The sequence below is a fragment of the Bacteroides celer genome, from assembly GCF_002632415.2.
Taxonomy (GTDB): Bacteria; Bacteroidota; Bacteroidia; order Bacteroidales; family Bacteroidaceae; genus Bacteroides.
On the sequence record NZ_CP178209.1, the window covers coordinates 2784505 to 2798238 of the forward strand.

Genomic DNA, 13734 nt, shown 5'->3' on the forward strand with positions numbered 1-13734 from the left:
AAACCGATAGTAATGATGAAAAAGATGAATAAATATATTTCTGTCGCACTTATAGCGGTCACAGCAGGGCTGGCGACCGGATGCAGCGACGAGTTTCTGCAAGACAAAAAACTGTATGGCAGTTTCAACGGGACAACTATTTATGAGAATTACGTGTCTGCGGATAACCGTGTTGGGTATTTGTATGCTTGTATGCTTCCCAATGCGACTGGAGGTTCCGACCAGATGACCGACATGCCGAGCACCGGAAGCAGCGACCAGTATTCTACCTGCACGGAAGAATACGGAGGTCTTTCCGGCTTGAAGAACCCCCTCGTGGAGTTGGACTATGAGAATACGACGGACTATTTCAACATCGACAACAACTATTCTCCTTACGTGCGTATCCGCGAGTGTAACGATGTGATAGAAGGTGTGTCGGGCAGCGAAAGCCTGACCGAAAACGAGAAGCACCTGTTGCTCGGACAAGCCTATTTCTTCCGTGCGTGGCGTTATTATCTGATGGTAAAGATGTACGGTGGCGTGCCTATCGTAGACAAGGTGCAGAACCCGATTATCGGTGACAGCGAAGGACGCCACCTGGTTGTGCCGCGTTCTACCACGAAGGCTTGCGTGGACTTTATCTGCAAAGACTTGCAGACGGCTGCGGACTACCTGCCCGCCCGTTGGGACTCGAACGAAAAGAATTTCGGACGCATCACTTCCGGTGCGGCACTGGCTTTGAAGGGACGTGTGGAATTGCTCTACGCCAGCCCTGTATTCAACCGCGCGGATGACGTGGCACGCTGGGAAACGGCTTATCAGACCAACAAGGAAGCCATCAACCGGCTGAAGTCGGGCAATTTCGGGTTGGCATACGAAAGCAACCCGGGAGTGAACGCTACTGGATGGGCGAAGATGTTTTCCGACTATACCGGTTCGGACGGAAGCGTGTCGGAAGCCGTATTGGTGACACTGTACAATAACGTTTCGCCTGTGGACCACCTCAACCCGGAAAAGTGGAACGGATGGGAACAGGCCATTCGCCCGACCAATGCAGGCGGCAGTGGCGGGAAAACACCGACAGCCGAAATGGTGGACCTTTTCCCGATGGCGGACGGAAAACGACCGACCGACCAAAACGGGACGTACACGTATAATCCGGAATTGTTCTTCCTCAACCGCGACCCGCGTTTCTATCGAACGTTCGCTTTCCCGGGTGTGGAATGGCAGTTCAGCAGCGGCGACTTGGCAGACTTCGGGGCCAAGGGGCAACTGGCTTACGGCATCAACGGATATACCACGGGCAGCGGCTACAAATTGTGGAATTACTGCTGGTATGAAACGCTGGACGACCGCATCAGCGAAACGAAGTCGGGCTATGCGGCCGATTGTCTGGGTACCAAGAACTCCGGCATTTATCTCCGCAAGCGTACCGATGATTTGAAAGTCAATTCGAGCCCGCTTTACATCTTCGAGAAGACGGCAGGCAACGGATTCAGGCAATCTGCCGCTCCTTATATGGAAATTCGTTTTGCGGAAGTGCTGCTCAATTATGCGGAAGCCGCTTGCGGTGCCAACCATCTGGACGAGGCATACACGGCCTTGACGCAGATTCGCGGACGGGTGGGTTACACGGCCGAGAAGAACTTCGGACTGGATCCCACCATTGCGAATGACCGTGCCCGCCTGTTTGAAGCCATTCTCTACGAACGCCAGATAGAACTCGCTTACGAGGGAAAACGCTTTGAAGACGTTCGCCGCTGGATGCTGTTCGACGGTGGAGTGGGACAGGAAACGCTGAAGAGTTCTTGGAAACTGGTGGGATTCGGAGGAAACACGTGTTCCTATTTAGGCGTTGCGCCTCTCAACGGGCAGATGTGCCACCGCATTGAAGTCTATGCGAAAAATTTCCTGGCCGCTAAGGCAAACAACGTCTATAATGAGGACAAGACTATCAAGACGCAGTATGACGAACTTTGGAATCAGCGTCCGGCAGCCTTGAACCTCACCGAAGCCATGACCGTGGACGAGTCGGGCGAAGACCCTGTTTATGCAAACACCCGTGTGAAGGCGTTGGCCGACTTCTATCAAGAGAACTTCAAACGCAAGAATCTGAATACGGACACCAACGACGAGACGGTCATCCCCACTTACAAAATTTATTGCTATATCTTCGGATTCAAGAAGAACGCCATGCAGAATAACGTATCACTGGAGCAGAACATCGGCTGGGGCGACTATTGGAAAGGCGGAGCCGACGGAACGTTCGACCCGTTGGCGGAATAAAATTTATAAATCTCTCATTTTTAAAATTTAAAGTTTAATAATTGGATGCCCGGCATTCTCTGTGAAGAGGAGCCGGGCTTTGTTTCTTATTGTCCGGCATGAAAAATAGGGAAAAGTTGTCGGAAACATATTATTTTGTTTACATTTGTTCTCGGAAGAGAAAGAAACACGGTATTTAGGCTCAAAAATAAAAAAAAGACCAAGAAGCGGCGTTTCCTGCCTCCTTTGTTTTTTTTGAAGAAAAAAGCGCCGCATTTTCCATCAAAAGAAAATCGGGAAGAAAAAAGCGACGTTTCCAGTCTCGCGAATTTTTTGAGGGACCGGAAACCGCGTTTCCAGTTTCGCGGAAAAATTTCGAAAGCAAAAACATCGTTTTCTCCCTTAAAAAAAGAAACAACCAATGCGGGGAAATGTTTTCCCGCAATTATTCATAAAAACAAGAACGAAATGATTGAAATTTCTTCTATCAGTACAGACAGAATGAGCCATGGAGCACATTTCGCCTATCACACGGAAACGGTGGGATGCATTGAAGCCGACACCAAGGTAAAAAACAAAGTATCTGCCCAGCTGCAAGCCTACAAAACCGCGCTCGCCGCGGAAGACCAGGCACTGAAAATCTCGCAGAAAAGCTTCCTTACCGACGAAATCACCGAGGCGGACACGCAGCGTGATGCTTTCTACCTCGGATTGAAAAACACGGTGAAAGCCTTTGCCAACATTCCCGATGCCACCATGCAACAAGCCTACAAGGTGCTGTCGCAACTGCTTAAAGACTATAAGATAGACACCTCCATGCAACTTGACAAGGAAACCGGATTGTTGATAAATCTGATCGGCGATTTGGAAGGCAAATACAGCACCGAGGTCAAGGCTCTGTCACTCAACAGCCTTGTATCTGCCTTGAAAACCGCCAACGAGAAAGTGCGCACCGCCATGTCCGCCCGTAATGCTGAAAGTTCCACCCGCCAGGTGGGAGCCATGAAAGCCGCCCGCGTCGCAGTGGATGAGGCTTATCGGTTGCTCATCAAGTACGTAAACGCTTATGCGCTGATTGAAGGGGACACGAATTATGTGGCGTTCGTCGACTTGATGAATGCACTGATTGTCCGCTACAAGCGTCAAGTGCTGGGACAGAAAGCCGAGGTCAACGGTTCGGGAAACACCGGCGGAGGTGAAGCTCCCAACCCCAATCCGGGTGGCGGAAGCGGTAGCGGTGAAGCTCCCGATCCGGCGGCATGACGGCAGCCAAAGGAAACGAAAGCCAAAGGAAACGAAAGCCAAAGGAGGTGGAAGCCAAGGGAGGTGAAAGCTAATGGAAGCGGAAGCCAAAAGGAAGCGGAAGCCAAAGGAAGGGGGAGTATAAAACTCCCTTTTTTTTTACGCTAAGCTATTTGAGCAATAAAACTTACCCTAGTAGCGTGGCGGATTTTGAAAATCTCCGGAGGATGCTGGTTTCGAGAGAAACGGCTGGTAGAAAAAGACTCTTTTTAGAAAATAATCCGCTTTATTTGATTACAAAGCATCCTAAATTTCGTCCTATTCATGTGTTTTTGAACTTACCATATCAGAAAAACAGATTAAAGATGAAAAAAAGACAAGTATTTTTGGCAGCGTTCGCTGCAACCATGTTGATTCCGACCGTTGCATGGGCGCAATACCCGCAAATCACGGAAGAAGCCAAGAAAAGTTACGAAGCCAAGCAAGATAAGCAACGGGAAAAAGAAGCTTGGGAAAAAGCGTTGCAGATAGTAGAAAAAGAGGCGAAAGAGGGTCGCCCTTACATCCCATGGGCTTCCCGCCCGTATGATTTGCCGCAAGCCGACATCCCATCGTTCCCCGGAGCGGAAGGCGGTGGAATGTACACCTTCGGTGGCCGTGGCGGCAAAGTGATTACCGTGACCAACTTGAACGACAAGGGACCCGGTTCCTTCCGTGAAGCCTGCGAAACCGGTGGCGCGCGCATCATCGTCTTCAACGTGGCGGGCATTATCCGTCTGGAAACACCGATAACCGTCCGTGCCCCTTACGTCACCATTGCCGGACAGACAGCTCCCGGCGACGGAGTCTGCATCGCCGGAGAATCCTTTTGGGTAGACACGCACGATGTCATCGTCCGCCACATGCGTTTCCGCCGTGGCGAAACACTGGTGTCCCATCGCGACGACTCCTTCGGAGGGAACCCCGTGGGCAATATCATGATAGACCACTGCTCCTGCACCTGGGGACTGGACGAGAACATCTCTTTCTACCGCCACATGTACGACCCCAGCGAAGGGCAATATAAAAGCACGGACTTGAAGCTCCCCACTGTCAACGTCACCATCCAAAACACCATCTCCGCCAAGGCGCTCGACACCTACAACCACGCTTTCGGCAGCACCTTGGGAGGTGAAAACTGCGCCTTCATCCGCAGCCTTTGGGCAAGCAACTCCGGGCGTAACCCTTCCATCGGATGGAACGGGATCTTCAATTTCGTCAACAACGTCGTCTTCAACTGGGTGCACCGCTCCTCTGACGGGGGCGACTACACCGCCATGTTCAACATGATCAACAACTATTACAAGCCGGGACCCGCCACCCCGAAAGACTCCAACGTGGGACACCGCATCCTCAAGCCCGAATCCGGACGCAGCAAACTCGACCACCACGTTTACGGACGTGTCTATGCCGACGGAAACATCATGGAAGGCTTTCCCGAAATCACGAAGGACAACTGGAACGGCGGCATACAAATCGAGTCCGAACCCAACACCGACGGGTTCACCGAGAACATGCGCAGCTACCGTCCCTTTGAAATGCCATACATCAACATTATGGGAGCCGGTGATGCCTACGACTACGTGTTGAAGCACGTGGGTGCCGACATCCCTTGCCGCGACCTCGTAGACCAACGCATCGTCGACGAAGTGCGCACAGGCATTCCTTATTATGAAAAGAAACTTCCGAAAGACGCTTACGGCGACCTCACCGGCCTATCTCCAAAGTCGATGGGCGAAGACGGACAGTTCAAATATCGTCGCTTGCCAAAAGATTCTTATAAGCAAGGTATCATCACCGACGTTCGCCAGATGGGCGGCTATCCCGAATATAAGGGGACTCCTTACGTGGATACGGACGGTGACGGCATGCCGGACGAATGGGAAAAAGCTAACGGACTGAACCCGAACGACCCGAGCGATGCCAACAAAGATTGCACGGGCGACGGATATACTAACATCGAGAAGTACATCAATGGCATCAGTACCAGGCACAAAGTGGACTGGCGCGATTTGAAGAATAACTACGACACGTTGGCTGAAAAAGGAAAATTAATGTAACCGTCGGCAAGATGCCGGATTCGAATCTCCTTTCGGCATCTCGTTTTCGGATGCCGACATAAAAACAATCTTCAAAAAAAATTATAGAATGAAACAGCTATTATTCATTTTCCTGTTCATCCTTCCCGGTTTCCTGTCTGCTGGGGTAGTCGACTTGAACAAGGAAAACCGTGACCCAAAATACGTGGAGTCCATCGTCAACCGTTCACAAAAGATAGTCGACAAGCTCGGGCTTTCCGATGCGAATGTTGCTGAAGATGTCCGCAACGTCATCGCCAACCGCTATTTCGAGTTGAACGACATTTATGCGGTGCGTGACGCGAAAGTCAAGGCGGCCAAAGACTCGAACCTGACAGGCGACGCAAAGGCCGAAGCCCTGAAGGCTGCCGAAAACGAGAAGGACGCGGCTCTCTACCGTTCTCATTTCGCTTTCCCCGCTTCTCTGTCCCTCTTTCTGGACGAAAAACAGGTGGAAGCGGTAAAGGACGGCATGACCTACGGAGTGGTGAAAGTGACATACGATTCGCACCTCGACATGATTCCGACCTTGAAGGAGGAAGAGAAGGTCCAAATCTACGCGTGGCTGATAGAAGCCCGCGAATTTGCCATGGATGCGGAAAATTCGGATAAGAAACACGCGGCTTTCGGAAAATACAAGGGACGTATCAACAACTATCTGGCCAAACGTGGATATGACCTGAAGAAAGAGCGTGAGGAGTGGTACAAACGCGTGAAAGCCCGTGGAGGATCTTTATAATTAAAAAAATAAGATACTATAAAAAGAGGTGAAATTCTTTCCCATTGTAAATGGTTAGTTTGTTTGATGGTGGAAAGGGTGGCTCGGAGAGTCGCCCTTTTATCGTATATAAGTTTTGAATCTAATGATTCTTCTAATCTATTTGAGTACAAATGTCACTTTCTATCGTCTCCTTTGTATAAAAGATACAAATATAGAATATACAAATGAAAAAGTTAAGAAATACATTAGCCGCAATAAGTCTTCTGTTTCTGGCTTCTTGTGGGGGGAACAAAGACTACTATATGTTCACTTCGTTTCATGAACCGGCTGATGAGGGATTGAGATATTTATATAGTGAGGATGGAATGCATTGGGATAGTATTCCGGGAATCTGGTTGAAACCGGAATTGGGGCAGCATCAACTAATGCGGGACCCTTCAATGGTGCGCACTCCGGATGGAACTTACCATTTGGTCTGGACTACAAGTTGGAAAGGCGATTTGGGGTTTGGTTACGCACATTCCAAAGACCTGATTCATTGGTCGGAGCAACAGATGATTCCTGTAATGGCAGACGAACCGACTACCATTAATGTATGGGCTCCGGAGATATTCTATGACGACGAGAGTGAACAGTTTATGGTCGTATGGGCCTCTTGTGTCCCCGGGCGTTTTGAAAAGGGGATAGAGGAAGAGAATAACAATCATCGTTTATACTATATCACTACAAAAGATTTTAAGACAGTTTCGAAAGCAAAACTTCTGTACGACCCGGGATTCAGCACCATTGATGCTGTCATAGTGAAACAGGCGAAGAATGACTATGTCATGGTGCTTAAGGATAATACCCGTCCGGAGCGTAATCTGAAAATTGCTTTTTCCGATTCTATGACCGGACCTTATTCGCCGGCATCCCAGCCTTTTACTGAATCCTTTGTAGAAGGACCGTCTGTAGAGAAGTTGGACGATGATTATCTAATCTATTTTGATGTGTATAAGAAAAAAATATATGGTGCTATGCGTACAAAGGATTTCCGGAACTTTACAGATGTAACAGAAGAGGTAAGCATCCCTGTGGGACATAAACATGGAACAATATTCAAAGCTCCGGAATCACTAGTAAAGGCATTGCTGGAAGAAAAGAAATAAATCCGGAACTAATTTAAAATCAGAAATAAATCATGAACAACTCTGCTAAAATTCTTTTTGTACTGGCTGCCGGATGGTTGACTACTACAGCCTTTGCACAAGATAGAATCCATTATACAGGAAAAGAATTATCAAATCCTGCTTATCACGACGGGCAACTGTCTCCGGTAGTTGGAGTGCATAATATTCAATTGGTACGTGCCAATCGCGAACATCCGGATGCTTCGAACGGCAATGGATGGACTTATAATCACCAGCCGATGCTCGCTTATTGGAATGACCAGTTTTTCTATCAGTACCTGGCAGACCCTTCTGATGAACACATACCGCCTTCACAGACTTTTCTGATGACTTCAAAGGATGGATATCACTGGACGAATCCGGAAATTGTATTCCCTCCTTATAAAGTGCCTGATGGATATACCAAAGAATCTCGTCCGGGTGTGCAGGCCAAAGATCTGATTGCCATTATGCACCAACGTGTTGGATTCTATGTCTCTAAATCCGGCAAACTGATTACAATGGGGAATTATGGAGTTGCTTTGGACAAAAAGGATGACCCCAATGATGGAAATGGTATTGGCCGCGTAGTTCGTGAAATAAAGAAAGACGGTTCTTTCGGGCCGATCTATTTCATTTATTATAATCATGGATTTAATGAAAAGAATACCGATTATCCGTATTTTAAGAAAAGTAAGGATCGTGAGTTTGTGAAAGCTTGCCAGGAAATTCTCGATAATCCGCTGTATATGATGCAGTGGGTGGAAGAAGCCGACCGTGAAGATCCTCTCATTCCGTTGAAGAAAGGATATAAAGCATTCAATTGTTATACATTGCCGGATGGACGTATTGCCAGTCTTTGGAAACATGCACTTACTTCTATCAGTGAGGATGGCGGACATACTTGGGCAGAACCAGTGCTTCGTGCAAAAGGCTTTGTCAATAGCAATGCAAAAATCTGGGGACAACGTCTAAGTGACGGAACGTATGCTACAGTATATAATCCATCGGAATTTCGTTGGCCGCTAGCTATCTCTTTGAGTAAAGATGGGTTGGAATATACGACATTAAATTTAGTGCATGGTGAAATCACTCCAATGCGTTATGGAGGAAATTATAAATCATACGGTCCCCAATATCCACGTGGTATTCAGGAAGGTAATGGAATACCTGCAGATGGTGATTTATGGGTTTCTTACAGTGTGAATAAGGAAGATATGTGGATTTCCCACATTCCTGTTCCGGTAGAGATAAATGCTTCAGCACATGCGGACGATGATTTCTCAAACAATAAATCAATTGCAGAACTGACTGACTGGAATATTTATTCTCCGGTTTGGGCTCCGGTTTCTCTGGAAGGTCAATGGCTGAAACTGCAAGATAAAGACCCGTTTGATTATGCTAAAGTGGAACGAAAAATACCGGCTTCTAAAGAGTTGAAAGTATCATTCGATTTGAAAGCCGGGCAAAATGATAAAGGTACCCTTCAGATTGAATTCCTGGATGAGAACGGAATAGCATGTTCCCGTATGGAACTTACTGATGATGGAATTTTCCGAATGAAAGGTGGCTCTCGGTTTGCAAATATGATGAAATATGAAGCAGGAAAGGTTTATCACGTGGAAGCAGTTCTTTCAACTGCCGATCGTAATATTCAAGTATATGTAGATGGTAAAAGAGTAGGACTGCGTATGTTCTACACACCTGTGGCTGCTGTTGAACGGATCGTATTCCGTACCGGTGTACCTCGTACATTCCCGACTGTAGATACTCCTGCCGATCAGACTTATGATCTGCCAAATGCAGGTGCACAAGATTCATTGGCAGAATATGGTATTGCCAATGTGAAAACATCTTCTACGGATAAAGATGCATCTTCTGCTTTTTTAAAGTATGCTGATTTCAGTCATTATGCAGACTATTTCAACCACATGGAAGATGAGAACATCGTTCAGGCAATTCCTAATGCAAAAGCCTCGGAATGGATGGAGGAAAATATACCTTTGTTTGAATGCCCGCAACATAACTTTGAAGAGATGTATTATTATCGTTGGTGGTCATTGCGTAAGCATATCAAAGAAACTCCTGTAGGATATGGTATGACGGAGTTCCTCGTTCAGCGTTCCTATTCTGATAAATATAACCTGATCGCTTGTGCGATCGGACATCATATTTATGAGAGCCGTTGGTTACGTGACCCGAAATATCTGGATCAGATTATTCATACATGGTATCGTGGCAATGACGGCGGTCCGATGAAGAAAATGGATAAGTTCAGCTCATGGAATGCGGATGCTGTATTGGCCCGTTATATGGTAGACGGGGATAAAGATTTTATGCTGGATATGAAAAAAGATCTGGAAACTGAATATCAACGTTGGGAACGTACGAACCGTTTGAAGAATGGATTGTACTGGCAGGGGGATGTACAGGATGGAATGGAAGAATCTATCAGTGGTGGACGGAAGAAAAAATATGCCCGCCCGACAATCAATAGTTATATGTATGGCAATGCCAAAGCACTTTCATGTATGGGAATTCTTTCCGGTGACGAGGGGATGGCTATGAAATATGGTATGAGAGCAGACACGTTGAGAAATCTGGTAGAGAATGAGTTGTGGAATACCCGTCACCAGTTTTTTGAAACGATGCGTACGGATTCTTCAGCAAATGTCCGTGAAGCAATCGGATATATTCCCTGGTATTTCAACCTGCCGGATACGACAAAGAAATATGAAGTTGCCTGGAAAGAGATTCTGGATGAAAAAGGTTTCTCTGCTCCTTACGGATTGACTACTGCAGAGCGTCGTCATCCGGAATTCCGTACACGTGGAGTGGGTAAGTGTGAGTGGGACGGAGCTATCTGGCCGTTTGCTTCTGCACAGACATTGACAGCAATGGCTAACTTTATGAATAATTATCCGCAGACCGTATTGTCTGACAGTGTATATTTCCGTCAGATGGAATTGTATGTGGAGTCACAGTACCATCGTGGTCGTCCTTACATTGGCGAATATCTGGATGAAGTGACCGGTTATTGGTTGAAAGGGGATCAGGAGCGCAGCCGTTACTATAATCATTCTACTTTCAACGATCTGATGATTACAGGACCGATTGGACTTCGTCCGCGTCTGGATAATACAATTGAAGTAAATCCGTTGATCCCTGTCGACAAATGGGATTGGTTCTGCTTGGATAATGTGCTATATCACGGTCATAATCTGACGATTCTTTGGGATAAGAACGGCGATCGTTATCATTGTGGAAAAGGTTTACGCATTTTTGTGGATGGTAAAGAAGTCGGTTATGCAGATACATTGACAAGAATCGTTTGCAAGGATGTACTCAAATAATCATTTATCTGATAATATAGATAGGATAGTCTGAACAATGAATATAAAGAAATATCTCCTTCTTTTTCTTTGCCTGCCATGTTTTATGCAGGCAAAGACTATAACAATCAGCCGCCTTACCTGTGAAATGCAGGAAGGTCTGGTAGTGGTCGAAGGTTCACCTCGCTTGGGATGGGTGATGGAATCGCCGGAAAATGGAACGCGACAATCAGCTTATGAGATTGACATCCGGGAAGCTTTTACAGGACGTTCCGTTTGGAATAGTGGAAAAGTCTATTCTACACAGAGCCAGCTGGTTTCTATAGAGGGGGCAGATATACGACCTGATAATCAATTTAATTATAGTTGGCGGGTTCGTGTTTGGGATGAGACAGATGCACCCTCTGAATGGAGTCGTGAAGCAAAGTTTCGCTCTGCTTCTTCAAGACTTTCCGAAGGAAAATGGATTGGAGCTATCACTCGTCAGAATGCTCATTTACCGGAAGGACGCAAGTTTCATGGTGGAGAGTTGAAGAAACCGGAGGTAAAGGCAGCTTGGGAAGCAGTGGACACTTTAGCAAAGAAAAGTATTTGTTTGCGAAGAACATTCCAGGTGGGAGATAGGACAGAAGGGAATACAAACCGCCAATCGGGCAAGAAAATAGTAGAAGCAACTGCATACGTTTGTGGTTTGGGATTCTATGAATTCTCTTTGAATGGCAAGAAAGTAGGCAACAGTGAATTTGCTCCGCTGTGGAGTGATTATGATAAAACTGTTTACTATAACACGTATGATGTAACGGAACAATTGCGGCATGGTGAGAATGCCGTGGGAATCTTATTGGGGAATGGATTCTATAATGTGCAAGGAGGACGTTATCGCAAATTACAGATAAGTTTTGGTCCTCCTACACTTTTATTTGAACTGGTTATTAATTACGAAGATGGAACATCTACAACACTTCGTTCTGACAATGACTGGAAATATGATTTTAGTCCGGTAACTTTCAATTGCATATATGGAGGTGAGGATTACGATGCTCGTCGTGAGCAAAAAGGATGGAATCAGGTTGGCTTTGATGATAGTCATTGGCGTCCGGTAGTTATACAGGAAGCTCCTAAAGGAATACTACGTCCACAGATGGCGCCTCCGGTGAAAATCATGGAACGATATGATATTCAAAAGGTAACCAAACTAAATGCAGAACAGATTGCTTCAGCTTCTAAATCGACTAAAAGAACTGTCGATCCTTCTGCTTTCGTGTTGGATATGGGGCAAAATCTGGCTGGCTTTCCGGAAATAACAGTACGTGGTAAACGTGGACAGAAAGTAACTCTGCTCGTAGCCGAAGCATTGACAGATGAAGGTGCCTGTAATCAGCGACAAACGGGACGTCAACACTATTATGAATATACACTGAAAGGTGAAGGTGACGAAACCTGGCATCCTCGTTTCTCTTATTACGGTTTTAGATATATTCAAGTCGAGGGGGCTGTCTTAAAAGGTCAAAAGAATCCGCAGAGATTGCCTGTGTTGAAGAATATTCAATCCTGTTTCGTCTTTAATTCAGCTAAGAAAGTTTCCACTTTCGAATCATCCAACCGAATATTTAATGCTGCCCATCGATTGATCGAAAAAGCAGTGCGTAGCAATATGCAGTCTGTGTTTACAGATTGTCCGCATCGTGAAAAACTAGGCTGGCTGGAACAGGTGCATCTGAATGGTCCTGGGCTATTATACAACTATGATTTGACAGCTTATGCTCCGCAGATTATGCAGAATATGGCAGATGCGCAACATGCCAACGGTGCCATGCCGACAACTGCTCCGGAATACGTGGTTTTTGAAGGTCCGGGCATGGATGCATTTGCCGAATCTCCGGAATGGGGTGGTTCTCTGGTTATTTTCCCATTTATGTACTATGAGACGTATGGAGATGACTCGTTGATTAAGAAATATTATCCGAATATGCGCCGTTATGTGGATTATCTGAAGACTCGTGCAGAGATGGGTATTCTTTCTTTCGGCTTGGGAGATTGGTATGATTACGGAGATTTTCGTGCCGGATTCTCTAGGAATACACCGGTTCCCCTGGTGGCTACCGCGCATTATTATATGACAGTAATGTTTTTAATAAAAGCTGCGAAAATGGTTGGCAATGACTTTGACATTCATTATTATACTTCTTTGGCACATGAAATACTTGCCTCATTTAATAAATGTTTTCTCAATAAAGAGACAGCACAGTATGGTACAGGGAGCCAATGTAGTAATGCACTTCCGTTATTCCTCCAGATGACGCAGGATTCAGATGAACAAGGCAGTTATCAACCGGATGCAAAGTTGGATGAGAAAGTACTTATGAATCTGATTAAAGATGTGGAAGCACATGGCAATCGCTTAACGACCGGTGATGTGGGTAACCGCTATCTGATTCAGACGTTGGCGCGTAATGGTCAGCACGAACTTATTTATAAGATGTTCAATCACGAAGAAGCTCCAGGATATGGCTTCCAGTTGAAATTCGGTGCTACCACCTTAACCGAGCAATGGGATCCCCGCCAAGGTTCTTCCTGGAATCACTTTATGATGGGACAGATTGATGAATGGTTCTTTAATTCGCTGGTCGGTATCCGCCCATCTACTACCTATCAAAAGTTTATCATCGCTCCCCAGCCTGTAGGAGATTTGAAATATGTCAAAGCATCGTATGAAACTTTATACGGTACTATTGTTGTAGATTGGACTAGCCAGAACGGAATTTTCACTTTAAACATATCTGTTCCGGTGAATACTACGGCTGTCGTTTATCTTCCGGGAGAAAAAGAACCCAAAGAGATACAGAGTGGAACATATCAATTGGTTTGTGCAAGATGAAAGAACCTTTTGCATATATTTGTAGAATTAAAAAAACAATGTATTCATA

At 46.1% G+C, this 13734-nt stretch carries 7 protein-coding genes; all 7 read left to right on the forward strand.

The window, feature by feature from the left end; genetic code table 11:
* Positions 1 to 15 precede the first annotated feature (15 nt).
* Positions 16 to 2268 (forward strand): RagB/SusD family nutrient uptake outer membrane protein, encoded by a 2253-nt coding sequence (locus CJF29_RS11220; RefSeq protein WP_099146893.1) that lies wholly within the window; start codon positions 16 to 18, stop codon positions 2266 to 2268.
* A 312-nt stretch (positions 2269 to 2580) separates the two neighbouring features.
* Positions 2581 to 3510, forward strand: coding sequence for a DUF6261 family protein (locus CJF29_RS11225; RefSeq protein WP_176553149.1), 930 nt, complete (start codon positions 2581 to 2583; stop codon positions 3508 to 3510).
* Between the two features lie 344 nt (positions 3511 to 3854).
* On the forward strand, positions 3855 to 5588 hold the full coding sequence (locus tag CJF29_RS11230) for a polysaccharide lyase (protein ID WP_099146886.1): 1734 nt from the start codon (positions 3855 to 3857) through the stop codon (positions 5586 to 5588).
* 88 nt (positions 5589 to 5676) lie between these two features.
* Complete coding sequence (locus tag CJF29_RS11235; RefSeq protein WP_099146887.1) at positions 5677 to 6345, forward strand: DUF3826 domain-containing protein; 669 nt, start codon at positions 5677 to 5679, stop codon at positions 6343 to 6345.
* A gap of 206 nt (positions 6346 to 6551) precedes the next feature.
* Positions 6552 to 7475 (forward strand): glycoside hydrolase family 43 protein, encoded by a 924-nt coding sequence (locus tag CJF29_RS11240; protein ID WP_176553150.1) that lies wholly within the window; start codon positions 6552 to 6554, stop codon positions 7473 to 7475.
* Between the two features lie 32 nt (positions 7476 to 7507).
* Positions 7508 to 10828, forward strand: coding sequence for an MGH1-like glycoside hydrolase domain-containing protein (locus CJF29_RS11245; protein ID WP_099146888.1), 3321 nt, complete (start codon positions 7508 to 7510; stop codon positions 10826 to 10828).
* Positions 10829 to 10865: 37 nt separating this feature from the next.
* Positions 10866 to 13685: a glycoside hydrolase family 78 protein gene (locus tag CJF29_RS11250; RefSeq protein WP_074558303.1), complete on the forward strand. Its 2820-nt coding sequence runs from the start codon at positions 10866 to 10868 to the stop codon at positions 13683 to 13685.
* The last annotated feature ends 49 nt before the right edge of the window (positions 13686 to 13734 follow it).